This window comes from Aeromonas simiae (assembly GCF_014892695.1).
Lineage (GTDB): Bacteria > Pseudomonadota > Gammaproteobacteria > Enterobacterales > Aeromonadaceae > Aeromonas > Aeromonas simiae.
In genome coordinates, this window is the sequence record NZ_CP040449.1 from 2923462 (window position 1) to 2941252 (window position 17791).

At 58.7% G+C, this 17791-nt stretch carries 20 protein-coding genes; 13 read left to right on the forward strand and 7 right to left on the reverse strand.

Annotated features, from left to right (window positions below; translation table 11 throughout):
- Nucleotides 1-2: 2 nt before the first annotated feature.
- The 5 genes from FE240_RS13865 to hemA are packed head-to-tail and all read right to left on the reverse strand — an operon-like array spanning nt 3 to nt 4431.
- Nucleotides 3-815, reverse strand: a complete 813-nt coding sequence (locus FE240_RS13865) for a SirB1 family protein (RefSeq protein ID WP_193001752.1) — start codon at nt 813-815, stop codon at nt 3-5.
- Nucleotides 816-823: 8 nt separating this feature from the next.
- Nucleotides 824-1204 carry a SirB2 family protein gene (locus FE240_RS13870; protein WP_193001754.1) on the reverse strand — a complete coding sequence of 127 codons (381 nt, stop codon included), beginning with the start codon at nt 1202-1204 and terminating at the stop codon, nt 824-826.
- A complete protein-coding gene (prmC, locus tag FE240_RS13875; RefSeq protein ID WP_193001756.1) occupies nt 1204-2043 on the reverse strand; it encodes a peptide chain release factor N(5)-glutamine methyltransferase in 840 nt (279 codons plus the stop codon). Before prmC ends, FE240_RS13870 begins: the two co-directional genes overlap by 1 nt.
- Entirely contained in the window at nt 2043-3131 is a 1089-nt protein-coding gene (gene prfA / locus FE240_RS13880) for a peptide chain release factor 1 (protein ID WP_042047856.1), read from the reverse strand. Before prfA ends, prmC begins: the two co-directional genes overlap by 1 nt.
- Before the next feature lie 43 nt (nt 3132-3174).
- On the reverse strand, nt 3175-4431 hold the full coding sequence (hemA, locus tag FE240_RS13885; protein ID WP_042047855.1) for a glutamyl-tRNA reductase: 1257 nt from the start codon (nt 4429-4431) through the stop codon (nt 3175-3177).
- A gap of 127 nt (nt 4432-4558) precedes the next feature.
- Here hemA and lolB point away from each other — a divergent pair, with 127 nt between their 5' ends.
- The 8 genes from lolB (at nt 4559) to FE240_RS13925 (ending at nt 12323) form a co-directional block, all read left to right on the forward strand.
- Nucleotides 4559-5134, forward strand: a complete 576-nt coding sequence (lolB, locus tag FE240_RS13890; RefSeq protein WP_193001758.1) for a lipoprotein insertase outer membrane protein LolB — start codon at nt 4559-4561, stop codon at nt 5132-5134.
- The gene (gene ispE, locus FE240_RS13895; RefSeq protein ID WP_193001760.1) at nt 5131-6000 is read left to right on the forward strand and encodes a 4-(cytidine 5'-diphospho)-2-C-methyl-D-erythritol kinase; all 870 of its coding nucleotides are present in this window, start codon (nt 5131-5133) and stop codon (nt 5998-6000) included. The genes lolB and ispE overlap by 4 nt, the downstream gene beginning before the upstream one ends.
- Before the next feature lie 130 nt (nt 6001-6130).
- Complete coding sequence (locus FE240_RS13900; protein WP_042047852.1) at nt 6131-7078, forward strand: ribose-phosphate pyrophosphokinase; 948 nt, start codon at nt 6131-6133, stop codon at nt 7076-7078.
- 166 nt (nt 7079-7244) lie between these two features.
- Entirely contained in the window at nt 7245-7835 is a 591-nt protein-coding gene (gene pth, locus FE240_RS13905; RefSeq protein WP_042047851.1) for an aminoacyl-tRNA hydrolase, read from the forward strand.
- A 38-nt stretch (nt 7836-7873) separates the two neighbouring features.
- Nucleotides 7874-8965: a redox-regulated ATPase YchF gene (ychF, locus tag FE240_RS13910; RefSeq protein WP_042047850.1), complete on the forward strand. Its 1092-nt coding sequence runs from the start codon at nt 7874-7876 to the stop codon at nt 8963-8965.
- A 346-nt stretch (nt 8966-9311) separates the two neighbouring features.
- Entirely contained in the window at nt 9312-10262 is a 951-nt protein-coding gene (locus FE240_RS13915) for a DUF932 domain-containing protein (protein ID WP_193001762.1), read from the forward strand.
- Nucleotides 10263-10356: 94 nt separating this feature from the next.
- Nucleotides 10357-11346 (forward strand): YqaJ viral recombinase family nuclease, encoded by a 990-nt coding sequence (locus tag FE240_RS13920; RefSeq protein ID WP_193001764.1) that lies wholly within the window; start codon nt 10357-10359, stop codon nt 11344-11346.
- Complete coding sequence (locus FE240_RS13925) at nt 11343-12323, forward strand: recombination directionality factor (RefSeq protein WP_193001766.1); 981 nt, start codon at nt 11343-11345, stop codon at nt 12321-12323. The genes FE240_RS13920 and FE240_RS13925 overlap by 4 nt, the downstream gene beginning before the upstream one ends.
- Nucleotides 12324-12334: 11 nt before the next feature.
- Here FE240_RS13925 and FE240_RS13930 read toward each other — a convergent pair whose 3' ends face one another.
- Complete coding sequence (locus FE240_RS13930; RefSeq protein WP_193001767.1) at nt 12335-12685, reverse strand: helix-turn-helix domain-containing protein; 351 nt, start codon at nt 12683-12685, stop codon at nt 12335-12337.
- 161 nt (nt 12686-12846) lie between these two features.
- On the opposite strand from FE240_RS13930, the gene FE240_RS13935 reads away from it, so the two are divergent.
- The 5 genes from FE240_RS13935 to FE240_RS13955 all read left to right on the forward strand — a co-directional run bounded on the left by FE240_RS13935 (nt 12847) and on the right by FE240_RS13955 (nt 15727).
- Complete coding sequence (locus FE240_RS13935) at nt 12847-13701, forward strand: hypothetical protein (protein ID WP_193001769.1); 855 nt, start codon at nt 12847-12849, stop codon at nt 13699-13701.
- Between the two features lie 8 nt (nt 13702-13709).
- Nucleotides 13710-14159, forward strand: a complete 450-nt coding sequence (locus FE240_RS13940; protein WP_226798829.1) for an IrmA family protein — start codon at nt 13710-13712, stop codon at nt 14157-14159.
- 88 nt (nt 14160-14247) lie between these two features.
- Nucleotides 14248-14826: a hypothetical protein gene (locus tag FE240_RS13945; protein ID WP_193001771.1), complete on the forward strand. Its 579-nt coding sequence runs from the start codon at nt 14248-14250 to the stop codon at nt 14824-14826.
- Between the two features lie 61 nt (nt 14827-14887).
- Complete coding sequence (locus FE240_RS13950) at nt 14888-15313, forward strand: DUF2787 domain-containing protein (protein ID WP_193001773.1); 426 nt, start codon at nt 14888-14890, stop codon at nt 15311-15313.
- A gap of 9 nt (nt 15314-15322) precedes the next feature.
- Entirely contained in the window at nt 15323-15727 is a 405-nt protein-coding gene (locus FE240_RS13955; protein ID WP_193001775.1) for a hypothetical protein, read from the forward strand.
- A gap of 330 nt (nt 15728-16057) precedes the next feature.
- Here FE240_RS13955 and FE240_RS13960 read toward each other — a convergent pair whose 3' ends face one another.
- Nucleotides 16058-17785: an ATP-binding protein gene (locus FE240_RS13960; protein WP_193001777.1), complete on the reverse strand. Its 1728-nt coding sequence runs from the start codon at nt 17783-17785 to the stop codon at nt 16058-16060.
- Between the last annotated feature and the right edge of the window lie 6 nt (nt 17786-17791).

Consider the following 17791-nt stretch of genomic DNA (forward strand, 5'->3'; position numbering starts at 1 on the left):
CCTTAATGGAGGGTCTTGGGACTCAGATCCAGGGACTGCAACTGTAGTTTCAGCATGTCGGACACCGGATCGTCCGGGCACTGTTCAATGAAATATTCGAAATCATCGGCCGCAAACTGCGGGCAATCGAGCTGTTCATAGATGAAGCCGCGATCGCGGGTCTCGAGCGGATCGCCTGGCTTCATGCACAGCAGCAGCTCGCAGCAGCGCAGCGCCTCGCTCATGCGCTCCTCGCGCAGCAGCGCCGCCTTGCCAACGTTAAGCAGCCGCTCCATCACCTCCCAGTGAGTAGCCGGCTGCAAGTACTGACCGCTCAGAGAGGCCAGGTTGCCGAGCGCCCCGCGCAGCAGCAGCTCAACCTGATGTAAGGAGAGCTCCTCGCCGTTGAAGGGATCGACGTAAACAAGTTGCTCCCCGCTCTCGAAGCTCACCAGAAAGTGGCCGGGGAAGCAGATCCCCTCCACCTTGAGCCCCAGCTCGCGACCTAGCTGCATCAGCAGGATACCGAGGCTCACCGGAATGCCCCGGCGCCGGCGCATCACCTCGCTGAGATCGCAGTGGGCGGAGGAGAAATAATCCTGCCAGTCACCGCGAAACCCCAGCTCGCGATAGAGCAGGGTCAGCAGTTGACGCCGCAGCTCATCCGCCTCTTCGGCCTGCAACCGCTCACCGATCCACTGCTCCAGCTCTAACAGACGAGCCTGCCCTTGCAGGGCGCTCTGCTCGCCATATACCCGAGCGGCCATCGACAGGGCCAGTTCGGCAATATCGTGGGCTTCAAGGTCGCTCCACTCATCTATTTGCACTCTATTCATTCATTGCCTCAGCCGAACAGGGACGGCTGCTTGAACACCGCCAGCTTGGCGGCGAAGAAGATCCACCCCAGGGCGCCGAAGAAGGCAAACCAGCGGGTGGTCCGGCTTCCGTAGCGGCTGAGGGACATCCAGCCGAGGAAGGCAGCAATCAGGATACAAACCAGTTTCTCACTCAGCCAGGGGTGAAGGTTGTTGAACGGGTTAAGGCCCATCAGTAGGCATAGCGCCCCGCCCGACAGCACCACCAGTCCATTGAGCAGACCGCTCCCCCGCCCCAGCCGGGTCTGCAACGCCGCAGAAAAAGGGCGCTGCACCGCCACAAACCGCAGACAAAAGAGCAGCAAAGCCAGGGCGATCAGCAGCAGATGCAGCATGACGAAAGGTGACATCACATCTCCTCCGGCTTGCGACCGAGAGTGACGCGATCGTTGTCACCGTAGTCGCGCAGGGTCACCACCGACTGGTAGCCAGTGCCCTCCAGCAGCGAACGCACCGCCGCCCCCTGCTGCCAGCCATGCTCAAGCAGCAGCCAGCCGCCGGGCAGCAGATGGATCAAGGCTCCCTCGGCAATCAGCCGCAGATCGGCCAGCCCCGCCTCGGCGGCCACCAAGGCACTCTTAGGCTCGAAACGTACATCCCCCTCGCTCAGGTGCGGATCTGCGCCATCGATGTAAGGGGGGTTGGAGACGATGAGATCGAAGCGCGGCGCATCGGCCAGCGGCGCAAACCAGGCCCCGAGACGCAGGGTGAGCGGCAGCGACAGCCGTTCGCTGTTTCGCTGCGCCAGTGCCAGGGCATCGGGTTGCAGCTCCACTGCCCACACCTCGTCATCGGGTCGCTCCGACTTGAGGGCGAGCGCGATGGCGCCGGTGCCGGTGCCAAGATCGAGCAACCGGGCCGGACGCGACGGCAAGCGGGCCAGCGCCTGCTCGACCAGCACTTCGGTGTCCGGGCGCGGGATCAGGGTGGCCGGGCTCACCTCAAGCGGCAGTGACCAGAACTCGCGCACCCCGAGGATATGGGCGATCGGCTCGCCGGCCAGGCGGCGGGCCAGCCAAGTGTGCAGGGTCTGTACCTGCTCATCCCCTATCTCACGCTCCGGCCAGCTCATCAGGTAGGCGCGATCGCGCCCGAGTAGATGGCAGAGCAGGGCATCGGCGTCGGCACGCGGCGACTCCCCCCCTTCAAGGGCGGCGATCAGCCAGGCGCGGGCGGCATCGATGCGCATCAGCCGTTATCTGCCAGCGAGGCGAGCTGATCGGCCTGATACTCCTGCACCAGCGGCGTGATGACGCAGTCGAGATCCCCTTCAAGGATCTCGGACAGACGATACAGGGTCAGGTTGATGCGGTGCTCAGACAGCCGCCCCTGCGGGTAGTTGTAGGTACGGATGCGCTCGGAGCGATCCCCCGACCCCACTAGGTTGCGACGGGTGCTCTGTTCGGCGGCGCGGTGGCGCTCATCCTCGGCCGCCTGCAAGCGGGCCGAGAGCACCGCCATCGCCTTGGCGCGGTTCTTGTGCTGGGAGCGCTCATCCTGGCACTCCACCACCAGGCCGGTCGGCAGGTGGGTGATACGGATGGCCGAGTCGGTCTTGTTGACGTGCTGACCACCGGCACCGGAGGCGCGGAAGGTGTCGACCTTCAGATCCGCCGGGTTGATCTCGATCTGTTCGGCTTCGGGCACCTCAGGCAGCACCGCAACGGTACAGGCGGAGGTGTGGATGCGCCCCTGAGATTCGGTCTCGGGCACCCGCTGCACTCGATGGCCGCCGGACTCGAACTTGAGCCGGCCATAGACGTGCTCCCCATCGACCTTGGCGATCACCTCCTTGTAGCCGCCGTGCTCCCCTTCGTTGCAGCTGACGATGCTGACTCGCCACCCTTGGCGCTCGGCATAGCGTGCGTACATGCGGTAGAGGTCGCCGGCAAAGATCGCCGCCTCGTCCCCGCCGGCGCCGGCCCGGATCTCCAGATAGCAGTTGTTGTCATCCTTGGGGTCCTTGGGCAGCAGCATGATTTGCAGCTCCTGCTCGATCGCCTCCAGGTTGGCCTTGGCGAGCGGCAGCTCCTCCTGCGCCATCTCGCGCAGCTCGGGATCGCTCTCCTCCAGCATCAGCTTGGTGGTGTCGAGCTCCTCTTCGGCCTGACGCCAGCGCCGGAATGCGGCAACGAGCTCCTCGAGCTGGGAGTATTCGCGGGTCAGGGCGCGATAGCGCTCCTGATCGGTGACAACATCGGGTTCGCCGAGCATGGCCTGCACTTCTTCATGGCGCTCGATGAGCCCTTCCAGCTTACGAATGATGGATGGATTCATGGTTCTCTCAAAAAATGGACACTGGCCAAGGGTGGCCGACAGGTCACTCCTGCTGTAGGCCGAGGGCGCTGCGCAGCAGGGCCAACTGCTCCCGATCCCCTTGCTGGCCAGCATGGCGCAGAGCCTGGGTCGGGGCGTGAATCAGTTTGTTGGTGAGGCGGTGGGCCAGTTGACGCAGCACGGCCTCGGCTTCCTCGCCTTGCTGTAGCCCCAGCAGGGCGCGCTCGAGCTCTTCATCGGCGTGCTGCTGCGCCTGCTGGCGATAATCGCGGATGATATCCACCGCGTGCAGCGAGCGGAACCAGCCCATGAAATCATCGCGCTCTTCCAGCACGATCCGCTCGGCCTGCTGGGCGGCGCGCCGGCGCGCCTCCAGATTCTGCTCGATGATCCCTTGCAGATCGTCCACCGTGTAGAGGTAGGCGTCGGAGAGCTCGTCTACCTCGGCCTCGATGTCGCGCGGCACGGCGATATCGACCAGGAACATGGGGCGATGACGACGCGCCTTGAGGGCCCGCTCCACCATTCCCTTGCCGATGAGCGGCAGGGGGCTCGCGGTCGAGCTGATGACGATATCGGCCTCGTGCAGGTGCTCGGGGATCGCCTCCAGCGTCATCACCTGGGCGCCAAACTCCTCGGCCAGCCCCTGGGCCCGTTGCAAGGTGCGGTTAGCCACCATCATCTGGGTCACGTTCTGCTCGCGCAGGTGGCGGGCCACCAGTTCGATGGTCTCGCCGGCACCGACCAGCAGCACCTTGGTCTGAGAGAGATCGGAGAAAATCTGGCGGGCCAGCCCAACGGCGGCAAACGCCACCGAGACAGCACTGGCGCCGATCTCGGTGTCGGTGCGTACCCGTTTCGCCACCGAGAAGGCCTTCTGGAACAGGCGCTCGAGGATCGCCTTGAGGCCGCCGGCCTGATGGGCCGTGCCATAAGACTGTTTAATCTGACCGAGGATTTGCGGCTCGCCGAGCACCAGGGAGTCGAGGCCGCAGGCAACCCGCATCAGATGGCGCACCGCCTCTTCGTCATGATGCAGGTAGGTCGCGCTATCTAGCTCGCTGGCACTGAGGTGATGGAACTGCTGTAGCCATTGCAGAACCTGCTCCCCCTGCCCTGCCTCGAGGTTGCAGTAGAGTTCGGTGCGGTTGCAGGTCGACAGGATCACCGCCTCGCTCACCCCCGGCTGCTGTACCAGCTCGTGCAGGGCTCGTTCGATGCAATCGGGCCCGAAGGCCACACGCTCGCGCAACGAGACGCTGGCCGTCTTGTGATTGATTCCTAGCGCAAGCAGACTCATGGGGCGGTGGAATGATCCTTGGAGCAGGGCGGTGGCAAGGGCCCAGATTGTACGAGAAAGGGGGGATCTTTAAAAGCGATACGGCCGCCACTTATACTGTCGCAAACCTTCACCCGGAGCTCTTCCCGTGCGTTCTTCTTTTCTCTTCCTGGCCCTGGCCCTGTTACTGGCCGGCTGTACCACCACCCAACCCCAGCGCGAGCAGGTGGACTGGAGCCAGGAGCGAACCCGTCTCGAGCGGCTCGACCACTGGCAACTGACCGGCAAGCTGGCCATTATCACCGCCAAGGAGAAGGGCAGCGCCCGCCTCAATTGGCAACAAAATGGCGACGATTACCGTCTTAACCTGACCAGTATCATCGGCACCCACATCCTCGAGCTGACCCGTCACAATGGCCGTCTCACCCTGACCGACCGGGATGGCCAGACCCACCAGAGCCAACATGCCGCCGAGCTGGTCTACCAGTTGACTGGCTGGGATCTGCCGGTTGACGGCCTGCCCCAGTGGATCAAAGGGCTGCCGGGCGAGGCCCGCTACACCCTCAACCCAGACAAGAGTCTGGCCAGCGTCACCGATGGCCTGTGGCAGATAGACTACCAGCAGTACCGGGATCAGGACGGCTACCGGCTGCCACACCAGATTGCCCTGCAAGGAGAAGGCACCCGCATCAAGTTGCAGATCAACCAGTGGAGCCTGAAATGAGCCGCATCACCTGGCCGGCACCGGCCAAACTGAACCTGTTTTTACACGTCAATGGCCGCCGTCCCGACGGCTATCACGAACTGCAAACCCTGTTCATCTTCCTCGAGCACGGCGACACCCTGCACTTCGAGGTAACCGAAGGCGATGCGCTGACCCTCTCTCCCGCCATTTCAGGCGTGCCGGATGAGCAAAATCTTGTCGTGCGCGCCGCGCGCCTGCTGCAAGCGCGGTTACCGGTACCGAAAGGCGCCCGCATCACCCTGAACAAGGTGTTGCCCATGGGCGGCGGCATAGGGGGAGGATCATCGGATGCGGCCACCACCTTGGTGGCCCTCAACGAGCTGTGGGGAGCCGGATTGTCCGTCGACGAGCTGGCGGCACTTGGGGTGCAGCTTGGTGCCGACGTACCGGTATTTGTGCGCGGCAACGCCGCCTTTGCCGAAGGGGTGGGGGAAAAATTGCAGCCGGTCGCGGTGCCGGAGCGCTGGTATCTGGTGATTAACCCCCACTGTCACGTCGCCACGGCGGCCGTGTTTCAGGATCCGGAACTGCCACGAAACACCCCTAAAATGGGATTGCAGAACCTGCTGGAAGGCGAGTGGAAAAACGATTGCGAGTTGCTTGTCAAAAAGCGCTACCCCGAGGTTGCCAATGCGCTCGGCTGGTTGCTAGAATACGCGCCGTCAAGAATGACGGGCACAGGATCTTGCATCTTCGCAGCCTTTGAAGACGAGAGCCTTGCTCGGGAAGTGTTGGCAAAACTGCCGGACGAATTGACGGGATTTGTCGCCAAGGGCGTGAACATATCACCTCTGCTTCGTGCCTTGCAACAGGTTCGTGAGTCCGGTCTGATTGAGTCGGTCTGACCTTCCGCGATGGACGACACATTTCCCAGGCCAGGCTGATCGTCCGTCACCTTGATGAATCGTTTGCCCCGAACGAACCGGACTTCGAGTCCGCCCCCACACACTGGATGCAACCCCGAGGTTTCAAACCGTGCCTGACATGAAGCTGTTTGCTGGTAACGCAACGCCGGAACTGGCCCAGAAGATCGCGGATCGCCTGTTTATCAAACTCGGCAATGCTGCCGTAGGTCGCTTTAGCGACGGCGAGATCAGCGTACAGATCAATGAGAATGTACGTGGTGGCGATATCTTCATCATTCAATCCACCTGCGCCCCGACCAACGACAACCTGATGGAGTTGATCGTCATGGTGGATGCCCTGCGTCGTGCCTCTGCCGGCCGGATCACCGCCGTGATTCCTTACTTCGGCTATGCCCGTCAGGATCGTCGTGTCCGCTCTGCCCGTGTGCCCATCACCGCCAAAGTGGTCGCGGATTTCCTCTCCAGCGTCGGTGTTGACCGTGTGCTGACCGTGGATCTCCACGCCGAGCAAATCCAGGGCTTCTTCGACGTGCCGGTAGACAACGTATTCGGTAGCCCGGTGCTGCTCGAAGACATGCTGGCCAAGAAGCTGGAAGATCCGGTCGTGGTCTCCCCGGACATCGGTGGCGTGGTGCGTGCCCGTGCCATCGCCAAGCTGCTGGACGACACCGATATCGCCATCATCGACAAGCGTCGCCCGCGGGCCAACGTCTCTCAGGTTATGCACCTGATCGGTGACGTTGCCGGTCGCGACTGCATCATCGTCGACGACATGATCGATACCGGCGGCACCCTGTGCAAGGCGGCCGAAGCGCTGAAAGAGCGCGGTGCCAAGCGGGTATTTGCCTATGCAACTCACCCGGTGTTCTCCGGCAACGCCCTGCAAAACATTAAGGAATCCGTGATCGACGAGGTGATCATCACCGACTCCATCCCGCTGACCGAAGAGATGAAGGCCATCGGCAAGGTGAAGCAGTTGAGCTTGGCCTCCATGCTGGCCGAAGCCATTCGCCGCATCAGCAACGAAGAGTCTATCTCTGCCATGTTTGAGCATTGATAGGCCGAGGTTGCCCCACGAAAACCGCCGCATGGCGGTTTTCGTTTTTTCGGGGCACCGCCCCTTGGTTGAGAGATCGCCGCCTCGCGGCTAGAATACGCCTCTTGCCCTTCGGGCACGTCCCCTGCCTGCGGGCATCTCTTCCTGTCGACAAAAGAGTGAACGCGTGACAAGCCAGATCAAGTTGATTGTGGGCCTCGGCAATCCCGGCCCCGAATACGCCAAGACGCGCCACAATGCGGGCGCTTGGTATGTGGAGCAGCTGGCCCGTTGGCACAACGTCAGCCTGCGCGAAGAACCCAAGTTTTTCGGCCACACCGCCCGCCTTCAGATCGAGGGGCAAGATGTACGCCTGCTCATTCCTGCGACCTACATGAACCTGTCAGGTAAGGCGGTGGCGGCACTGGCGCGCTTCTACCAGATCGAGCCGGAAGCCATTCTGGTGGCCCATGACGAACTGGATCTGCCACCTGGCATCGCCAAGTTCAAGCAGGGCGGCGGGCATGGAGGCCACAACGGCCTCAAGGACATCATCAGCAAACTGGGCAACAGTAATAATTTTTTCCGGCTGCGCCTCGGCATCGGCCACCCGGGCAGCAAGGAGCTGGTTGCCGGCTTCGTGCTGACCAAGGCGCCGGCCAAAGAGCAGGATCTGATCGATGCCGCGCTGGATGAATCCCTGCGCGCCACCGACATCCTGTTCAAGCAAGACATGACCAAGGCCATGAATCGGCTGCACAGCTTCAAGGCCGAGTGAGCCACTCACAGCATCCATCAAGATAAGGTAAAACGACCATGGGTTTTAAATGCGGTATCGTGGGCCTGCCCAATGTGGGCAAATCCACCCTGTTCAACGCGCTGACCAAGGCCGGTATCGAAGCCGCCAACTTCCCCTTCTGCACCATCGAGCCGAACACCGGCGTGGTGCCGGTGCCGGATCCCCGCATGGATCAGCTGGCGGAGATCGTCAAACCCCAGCGCACCGTATCCACCACCATGGAGTTCGTCGACATCGCCGGTTTGGTGGCTGGCGCCTCCAAGGGTGAGGGCCTCGGCAACCAGTTCCTGGCCAACATCCGCGAAACCGACGCCATCGGTCACGTGGTGCGCTGCTTTGAGGACGAGAACATCGTCCATGTGGCGGGCAAGGTCTCCCCGGCCGATGACATCGAGGTGATCAACACCGAACTGGCCCTCTCCGATCTGGAGGCGTGCGATCGCGCCATCCTGCGCCAGTCCAAGCGCGCCAAGGGCGGTGACAAGGATGCCAAGTTCGAGGTGGAAGTGCTCGAGAAGGTCAAGGCCGGCCTGGAAGCGGACAAGATGATCCGCGGCATCGGCCTCTCCAAGGAGGAGATCGCCGCCGTCGATTACCTCAACTTCCTGACCTTAAAGCCCACCATGTACATTGCCAACGTGGCCGAAGATGGCTTTGAGAACAATCCCTACCTGGATCAGGTGCGTGAGATTGCCGCCGCCGAGGGGGCCGTCGTGGTGCCGGTATGCTGCGCCATCGAGTCTGACATCGCCGAACTGGACGACGCCGACCGCGCCGACTTCATGGCTGATCTGGGCATCGAAGAACCGGGCCTGAACCGGGTGATCCGCTCCGGTTACACCCTGCTCAACCTGCAAACCTACTTCACCGCCGGTGTGAAGGAAGTGCGTGCCTGGACTATCCCGGTCGGTGCCACCGCCCCGCAGGCGGCCGGCAAGATCCACACCGACTTCGAGAAAGGCTTCATCCGCGCCCAAACTATCGCCTTTGAGGACTTTATCCAGTACAAGGGTGAGCAAGGCGCCAAAGAGGCGGGAAAAATGCGTGCAGAAGGTAAAGATTACATCGTCAAAGACGGTGACATCATGAACTTCCTGTTCAACGTCTAAAATAAAATTATAGATTACTTTCAATGACATACAATCACAATGCGCAGCTATTATTAGTTTGAGTACACTTTTGCGTACACACTAGGCAACGCTAGGCATGCATAATTGTTATCAAAAGGGCCTATCTAAAATCTGATAGGCCCTTCTCTTTCCCTGATCCCACCTTACTTCCTTTTGAGTCCCACCTTTCAATTTGTGCACCACAGTGCAGCCACAGCGCGCATTCCATAGCTAGAAACCAGAGAAGCAAATAAGTCTCATTTGAATTGATTTCAGATATATATTATCTCCATGAACCTACCCAAGGGACTGCTCTGTGCAGTCCCTTTTTCATTGGAGATTTCTCATGGCTCACCTGATCGACACCATGGCCTACACCGGCCAAACCCCTTGGCATGGCCTTGGCAATGTCTTACCCCCGCAACAATCTCTCGATATCTGGCTGCAGGCAGCCGGGATGGATTGGACCATCGAGCAGAGTGACGTGATGTTTAACGTCGCCTCCGATGCGCTACATATCCGCCCCTACAGCGACAGCAAGGTACTTTATCGCTCCGATACCCTCACCCCCTTGTCGGTGGTCTCAAGCCGCTACAACGTGGTACAGCCTCACGAGGTGCTGCACTTCTATCAAGACCTGGTGGAAGCCGGTGGCTTTGAGCTGGAGACCGCAGGCTCACTCAAAGGCGGCCGCAAACTGTGGGCCTTGGCCAAAACCGGTCAGGATCTCAAGCTATCAGGCGGTGACTTGGTGAAATCCTATCTGCTACTGGCGACCAGTTGCGACGGCACACTCTGCACCACGGCGCAGTTCACCTCGCTGCGGGTGGTCTGCAACAACACCCTGCAGATGGCACTGCGCGGCGCTACTGGTGCCATCAAGGTGCCACACTCCACTCAGTTCGATGCCGCTGCCGTCAAAGAGTCGCTCGGGCTGGGGCTCTCCCATTGGGATGAGTTCAAGACACAGACCAAGGCGCTGGCACAGCGGCCCGTCGCCCCCGAAGAGGCGATGCGCTTTTTCAGCGACCTGTTGGCGCAACCGCTCGATGAGGAGAACATCATTCTCACCAAGCCGGTACAACGACTGCATGAGCTCTATCAGGGCGCAGGCATGGGCTCAGAACTTACGAGCTCCCGCAATACCGCCTGGGGGCTGGTCAATGCGGTCACTGAATACGTGGATCACCACCGCCGTGCCCGCAGCCAGGATCACCGGCTCGATTCCGCCTGGTTTGGTCAGGGCGCTCAACTCAAATCCCAAGCCCTGAGCCAAGCACTCACTCTGCTGCAGTAATTCCTCGTCCCCATTCAAACCGCATAACGACCTCACCCGGATTGGCGCAAGCCAATCCGGGCGTCGCCATTTATGCCGTCAACAAGGAGTCGTCATGAAAGCAAAAGCCAAATATGGCCAAGCCCTGCGGCTGGCCTCTACTACCCAATTAACCCGCGAGCAGTGGCTCGCTATCCGTAAACTCGGCATTGGTTCCTCCGATGCCGCAGTGGCAGTGGGGCTCTCCCCCTACAAATGCCCGCTCAGCCTGTGGCTGGAGAAAACCGGTCGTAAGGAGCCGGAAGATATCTCCCACAAGGAAGCGGTACTGTGGGGCATTGAGCTGGAGCCGGTCTTGGCGCAGGTCTATGCCAAACGCACTGGCTACAAGGTGCGCCGGGTCAATGCGGTACTGCAACACCCCGAGCAACCCTTCATGCTCGCCAACCTCGACCGAGAGGTGGTCGGCCATCCCGATGGGCCGGGCATTCTGGAGATCAAGACCGCCAGCTATCACAGCGCCCCCCAGTGGGAGGAAGGCGTGCCGGTGGCTTACCAGTGTCAGGTACTCCATCAACTGGCCGTCACCGGCCATGCCTGGGCTGAGGTGGCAGTGCTGATCGGCGGCCAGGATTTTCGGATTTACCGCATCGAGCGCGACGAAGAGAAGATCCTGGATCTCACCGAGCGGGAATCGCAGTTCTGGCAGATGGTGCAACAAGACCAGCAGCCTGAGCCCGACGGCTCCAGTGATGCCGCCAATGCCCTGAGCTGGCTGTTTCCGCGTGACGATGGCCAGACGCTGGATCTCTCCGATTCCCCCGAGTTCAACCAGCTGTTTGGGGAGCTACTGCGATTGCGTCAGCAAAAGGAAGCCGTCGAGCTGCAGGAGTCGCAGCTCAAGCAGCGGCTGCAAGCCACCTTGGGTGAAGCCACTGCCGGGCTGTTTGCCGATGGCAAGATCACCTGGAAGCGCAGTAAAGACCGGCTGGCGCCGGATCTGGATAAGCTCGGTCAGGATCATCCCGACTTGCTCACCCGTTATGTCAAACCGGTGCCTGGTGTGCGCCGTTTCACCATTCAACCCTTGAGGAACACACCATGATCAAAGGACTGGCGATTACCCCACCCGTGATCGGGCGGATCTGCATCGGCAAGCTGGTGCAAAAACAGGATAAGTGGGTGCCGGAGAAGGACGACAGCTTCACTCTCACCACCCAGGTACAACAAAAGGGGGGATGGCTGCTGCATCCCCTGCATCAACACTACTCATCGCAGAAAAGTGGCCAGGGGCAGGAGCAGACCAAGATCCGCGCCATTCCGGTGCGGGTACTGTTCAACGATAGCGACTTGAATTTGCGGGCGGAATACAGCGCATTTGACCGGCAAACCGGCAGGCCGCAGTGTGTCGGGAATGGGGAGGTGGCAAGACGCGTGGGAGCGCAAGGCATAGAGGAGGTCAGCTGCCCTGGACCTGAGCGCTGCGCCTTTGCAGGCCAACAAGGCTGCAAGCTGTACGGACGACTGAACCTGTTTGTGGAGGGGCAAGGTGATGAGTTGGGCAGCTTTATCTTTCGCACCACCGGCTACAACTCGGTACGCACCCTGGCGGCCCGGCTGAAGTACCTGGAGGCTGTGAGCTGTGGTAACACCCGTTATCTGCCACTCACTCTGAGGCTACGAGCCAAGAGCACCACCCAGTCCTACCGCACACCGGTCTACTACGTGGATTTAACCTTGCGAGAAGAGACCAATCTGACCGAAGCAGTCAGGCTGGCACAGGAGGCCGCCCAGCGTGACCAAGAGGCAGGCGTGGCCATCGACCAGATGGAGCAGGCCGCGCGCGAGCTGCTGCGTAACGGCCAGTTTGAGGATATCGATGAAGAGGTGCCGATGCTGCTGGAGGAGTTCTATCCGCAAGTCTGCACCGACGAAACGGCTAATGGTAACGCTGGCGCGGGAACTACTACCTCGCTAAACGCCCCGCAAAGCCAAGCAACCAGAACGCCACAGAGACCGCAACCAAGAAGCAGTCCACTCACCAATAAATTGGGGAAAGGGACCCCATCCTCTCCCCAGTGAATCACGGATGATCAGCGAGGACGCGCCAACCGCTCCACCAACCGTTCTACCGTTTCCAGCAACAGGGTTCGGTCAGCATCATCGAGCCGGGCCAGTTGCTGGCTCAGCACAATGCCCTGTTCGGTCGGGCGGTTACTGGTCTCGCGCAGAAAATCCGCCAGCTCACAGTCAAACAACTGAGCGAGCTCCGCCAGCCGCACCACGGTCGGCACCACAATTCCCCGCTCCATTCGAGAGACGGCTTCCATCCCGATATTGAGGTGTTCAGCCACATGCTCTTGCGTAAACCCGGCTTGGTTACGCTGACGCCCAATGGCCTTGCCCACGTTCTTGGCTAACTGCTCAAAGTTGATATCTGTCATAAGTCCTCCAACCAACCCGTATGGTTGGGGGGGGACTCGTTGACATGAAGAACCTTAAAAGGTGAACATCAACCCAATAGGTTGTTATTAGGCGTTTTTTGCCTGCCTGACCTGTATGGGGTTATCCCCATCTCTATGACTTACTACTAACAGGAGTTCTCATGAAACAACTCGTTCCATTGCTCACCCTGGCACTCACTGCCCCGAGCGCCATGGCCAGCAGCCCCAATGACATCTGGTCCTATCAAGACAGTAACGGCATCACCTTGGCTAAAGCCTGTAATAACAAAAGTACCTGTGAGCTGCTCTACAAAAACAGCCATTACCTTGCCTTGGTAAACAACCGTTCCCAAACAGGCTGTGCCATCGGTGACCTGCTGGTTGCCGAACACGCCAGTCGCAGCTTTAAAAAGCTCGAGACCGGTACCTGCAGCCCATCAGCCAGTATCGAGGTCAACACCTACAATCATCTGAACAACATCGATGTCATGGTCGGTGACCGGCTTATCAAGCGTTATCCACTGGATACCTGGATGTACATGGAAGAACGAAAGAAGGGTAATGTGGTATCTTGGAAAAAAGCAGAAGAGAATGCCAAGAAGCAACCTGTGTTGATTGAAGAGCCTGTAGGACATGCCGAATGGCAAATGAGTAACCAAGGCACCCAATACGACCTATTCCAAGGCGTGAATCTGTTAACGCTTAAGTGCTCTCGCCAGTTCGAGCGTCAAGAGAGTTCCTCTCACCCCACACTCGTAGAAACAACCACCAAATTGGTTCAAACGAGCTCAAGCCTGGTACACACCAATGGCAAAGGTAGCCAATTTGTCGATGCCATTGAGGTCGATGGCAAGCGCCTCTCCGCGAAGGTAACCAATCAGGCGCAATGGACTGACCTTGTCAGCACCCTCTTGGCCGCATCCAAAGTCACAGCTTATAAAGACGAGACTGCCGTCGCGATATGGAAGATGAAGCCCGTTCAGCTTCAAACACCGTGTGAATATTACCGGGGGTAATCAACCAAATGATAACTATCAAGAACACGCTATTGACCACCGTTGTTGCCGCACTGTTCTATACAACCGTCAGCCATGCAGAAGATCAGCGCTACCTCGCTATCCAGCACACCGACACCGTTTACGCAAACCAAGGTGTCTGTGCGTATCACTTCTCTTTAGATAGTGGTGGGGCAGACGAGTTTGGTCATTTGTATATCACGCTGCAGTTTAATGACAAAAAGGGCAAAGCCTTAGCTGAATCAACGCTGGAAGTTGAACCCTTCGGCGGGAGCGACGCTACCCGCTATGGTGGTGGCTTTACAGAAGTGGATTGCGCCCAGGTAGAGCAGGCCAAGTCCATCGCCATTATTCAGGCAACCGAGGTGCTCGCCAACAACCAAGTCACCCGACTGCCGATATCAACCTTCACTCCTGAGTTTCATCAACCCCTGAAGATCACCGTGGGCGGCAAGTAGCCAACTCAGGAAAAAATAATGTCAAAGGGCGTCACCATCACGGTGACGCCCTTTTTCATTTCCAACCTTTGATGAGGATCATCACCCCATGACACGACATTTCATTATTGGCGATCACTTGGTAACACCACAGCCTGAAGGCCATCATCATGGCCTCTTTGTTGGCCATGACCAGGTCATTCACTGTCTACCATCCCCTGTCGGAGAGCACTCAGGGCAAATGGCGCTGACCTCCCTGGCTGAATTCAGCCAGCACAACGCCATCGAGGTCAGGCCCCATGCCATGCGCCTGTTCTGTCGAGAGGAGAGCCTGACGCGGGCCTACGCACGACTCAGCGAAGGTGAACAAGGCCAACCATTTGCCACTAGCGAGCAATTTGTTACTTGGTGCATTGAAGGGGTTCAGCATCCCCCCAAGCTGCTGCAGACCGCGGTAGCAACGGTGGTGGCTGCCGAAGTGGCTCGTCACACATTAGGCAAGGCGGCCACCAGTGCAACGGCAGGACTTGCTGCCAGCACCCTAGCCACAACAGCTGGAGGTAGTGGCGCTGCTGCAACGGTAGTATCGGTGACCGGTATTGCCACAGCCCCGTTGTTAGCCCCCCTTGCCGTGGGCGCCGTCGCAGCCTATGGCATCAGCAAACTGTGGGATTGGTTAAACGACTGACCCATCACTTCAAAGCAAAACGCAGGGGTGCTCTCCTGCTGGAACTCAATGAGGAAACACCATGACCATTCCCTTTTTCCGGGACGGCTTTGCCCTGCCCGTAGCCCAAGCATTGCTGGTTCTGCTCGACCAGGAAGTCGCTAAAACCGATCTCAATATCGAGCGCTTAACCCAACTGACCTTCAACTTTCGCAACCCCGGCTACAGCGTCGAACAAGGCGGTGTGCACCCAGTCGAGATCCGCCTGATCCGTGGGCTAGATGGCTGGCTGTTCGATTACGTCACCGACTTCAGCTACCAAGGGCTCGGCCATGATGCTGAGCTCTGCAAGGAGCTCGACTTCAACTTCCTCGATGGGGACCACACCATGTTGGGCTGGGGACCGCTGCGGCTGGCCGAAGCGCGGGAATTATTCGACGTCTGGCAAAGCAACTTCATTGCCTACTGCCGGTTGGAATGCTTCAGCGTCACGGTCGCAGGAGATTAGGAGGTCACGATGATCCAAGAATTAGCGCTCTCCCACTACTCACGTCAGTGGCTTAGGCTTATTGCTGCCAGTGCCGGGATCCATCCCGAGCATAATGGCGAGCGATGGTTACTGCACCTGACCCCAAGCTATCCCGGAGCCAAAACCATCACAGCTCAAATCCGTTGGCACTGCCCCCACTGGCAACTGCTCGGCATTAGCAATGCCGAGGATTGGCACACTATGAGCCAGCCGGTCGATGAAATCTGCATTGACCCTAGGCGAAGTTGTTTCTGGCGTTGCCAGGCAGGCCCAGTCCCGCTCACTGAGCAGCCACGTGTGCTGGCCAGCTTTCTGGCTGATCTTCAGCGTAGCTGCACCAATCGCGGTTTTACTGTGGAGAGTGACCAATTTGACGACAACGCGCCGATGTGACAGCCCGATCCATCCGCTGGCGCCATTAACCACCTCATTCATTTCCATCAACGTAAAACACTCCCACCCCACCGGTCGATTAGCCAGTGGGGTGGGGCAAGGACATTAGGGGAACATTCCATGCTACATCAGAAAGTTATCGCAGCGGAACCGTGTCGTCGTAAGCCCCCAGAGGTGCGATGGGTGGCGCGTAACGATCGGTCCAGCGAAGAACGTGCAATGTTTCTGCGTCGCTGTCGAGCATCCAACGCTTAATGAGCTCGAGGGGAATACGCCCCTAAAGCTCATACCGGGAGCGGTGCTTACACCGCTTCCGGGTTATAGAGTTGACTACTGAATGTTCTGCTTGCGCCAGTTATCGACCGCAATCAACAGGCGCTTGTCTTTGACGGGCGTTTGCCATTCGTCCCAGAAATTGACCGTGCCGCTATTCGGTTTGTTTTTAGGCTCATCGATTCGGATCCGACTTGGTAATAAGCTGGCATCACCAACAACCAGGGCTTCGCCTGTATCGAGGGTTGGTAAGATGTCGCTGAATCCGCCGAGGCTATCGGGCAGCAGTCGCTTAATAACGCCCTGATCCTCGGCGTTGGTCAGCCTCATGGATACAAAGTTGCTGCACTGACTGAGCATCGTCTTATTCACTTCGGATGGGCGCTGACTGATCACAACAAGGCTGACGCCGTATTTGCGACCTTCTTTCGCGATGCGCTCGAAAATATCCAGGGAAATATCATCGGCAGACTCAGCCATGTTTCGCTGGGGCATGTAGAGATGCGCCTCGTCACACAGAAGCGCAATCGGATGGCGCAACTCGGATGGCGTCCACTGTTGGACGGAGAACGTAACTCGCGCGACAAGGGAAACGATCAGCGGGAGAACATCCGATGGCACTTCGGAAAAATTGATGATCTTGATACCGGCATTGCCATTCTCCCCAGTGCTGCCGAGAACGGCTGTGGTGAATTTTTCAAGCCAGGTAAAATCCAGAACGTCTCCACCGCCGCTGAACATGAATCCCAGCCGCCGATCAGATATTTTGTTCTCAAGGCGAGAAATCATCCGAGACAGCTTTCCGTTGAAGTCGCCTTGCTTTTCACCACGAGCGCCGGGAACCATTTCGACGTTGATCTCGTTCAACCGGCCCATGAGGAAATCAAGGTTAAAAGGAACCGGGCTGTCCACGGTGAAGTGCTTTAGCACATCTTTCTGGCCATTCTCTTCCAGGTACTTTTGTTTCGCCTGATTGATCTCACGCGCCATGATCATGGCCTGGTTAGGCGCATTCTGGTCACTCCGGTCAACAAACATGGACACGAGTGCTTCATACGAAAGCAGCCAGTAAGGCAGGTAAAGCACACCATCACCAATGGTGCGTTTTGCCTCAACGTCTGCGGGACCAGCCACCTTGAAATGCTGGATGCCTGGGCCTACCAATGGCGCGTATTCGCCATGGAGATCAAAAACAATGGCGTTCGCCGTCGATAGCCCCGACATCTGCTCAATGATCTTGGCGGTTGTCCAGGACTTACCCGAGCCGGTGCTACCACCGATGAATGCGTGGCGCTGGAAAAACTTGTTGCCGTTAAGATAGGCAACGGCGTGCTCGTCCAGCGTGTACTTCCCCAGTATCAGGGAATTCCCATCGGCGGCAACATTGGAAAGAGTGCGCATGAAGCCTGTGAGATTATCACCTTCGAGCGAGAAGCAATTTGCATCGATCTCTGGAACACTTTCCAGTGTTCGGCGAAATACGTTCTCTCGTGCTCCATCACGATCCAGCATGGTGCCAATCAATGCGATACGGCACAGATTTAGTTCTGAAGTCTGATCGCTAACGCCGTCACCTGTGATGTCCTCGATGCCGCGCTTGCGGGTCACCTGTGTGATGAGGCCGATCAGGTGTTGGCCTGGCCTGCTGCTTTGCAGTACAGCCAGGTGGTTCACCTGCAATCTCTTAAGTTTGTCGACATTCTCCACATCAATGATCACGTTTGTCGTATCAACGGAAGCAACCTTCCCCAGAGCGTCTTCATCCTTAAAATTAAAAATCGGCATCTCTTT

Coding starts and splice junctions, on each gene's coding strand:
- FE240_RS13945 (WP_193001771.1), top strand. CDS start 14,248: ATGACACGACATTTCATTATTGGCGATCACTTGGTAACACCACAGCCT.
- FE240_RS13940 (WP_226798829.1), top strand. CDS start 13,710: ATGATAACTATCAAGAACACGCTATTGACCACCGTTGTTGCCGCACTG.
- ychF (WP_042047850.1), top strand. CDS start 7,874: ATGGGTTTTAAATGCGGTATCGTGGGCCTGCCCAATGTGGGCAAATCC.
- FE240_RS13915 (WP_193001762.1), top strand. CDS start 9,312: ATGGCTCACCTGATCGACACCATGGCCTACACCGGCCAAACCCCTTGG.
- FE240_RS13935 (WP_193001769.1), top strand. CDS start 12,847: ATGAAACAACTCGTTCCATTGCTCACCCTGGCACTCACTGCCCCGAGC.
- ispE (WP_193001760.1), top strand. CDS start 5,131: ATGAGCCGCATCACCTGGCCGGCACCGGCCAAACTGAACCTGTTTTTA.
- FE240_RS13955 (WP_193001775.1), top strand. CDS start 15,323: ATGATCCAAGAATTAGCGCTCTCCCACTACTCACGTCAGTGGCTTAGG.
- FE240_RS13950 (WP_193001773.1), top strand. CDS start 14,888: ATGACCATTCCCTTTTTCCGGGACGGCTTTGCCCTGCCCGTAGCCCAA.
- FE240_RS13865 (WP_193001752.1), bottom strand. CDS start 815: ATGAATAGAGTGCAAATAGATGAGTGGAGCGACCTTGAAGCCCACGAT.
- FE240_RS13920 (WP_193001764.1), top strand. CDS start 10,357: ATGAAAGCAAAAGCCAAATATGGCCAAGCCCTGCGGCTGGCCTCTACT.
- prfA (WP_042047856.1), bottom strand. CDS start 3,131: ATGAATCCATCCATCATTCGTAAGCTGGAAGGGCTCATCGAGCGCCAT.
- FE240_RS13960 (WP_193001777.1), bottom strand. CDS start 17,785: ATGCCGATTTTTAATTTTAAGGATGAAGACGCTCTGGGGAAGGTTGCT.
- FE240_RS13925 (WP_193001766.1), top strand. CDS start 11,343: ATGATCAAAGGACTGGCGATTACCCCACCCGTGATCGGGCGGATCTGC.
- FE240_RS13870 (WP_193001754.1), bottom strand. CDS start 1,204: ATGTCACCTTTCGTCATGCTGCATCTGCTGCTGATCGCCCTGGCTTTG.
- hemA (WP_042047855.1), bottom strand. CDS start 4,431: ATGAGTCTGCTTGCGCTAGGAATCAATCACAAGACGGCCAGCGTCTCG.
- FE240_RS13930 (WP_193001767.1), bottom strand. CDS start 12,685: ATGACAGATATCAACTTTGAGCAGTTAGCCAAGAACGTGGGCAAGGCC.
- prmC (WP_193001756.1), bottom strand. CDS start 2,043: ATGCGCATCGATGCCGCCCGCGCCTGGCTGATCGCCGCCCTTGAAGGG.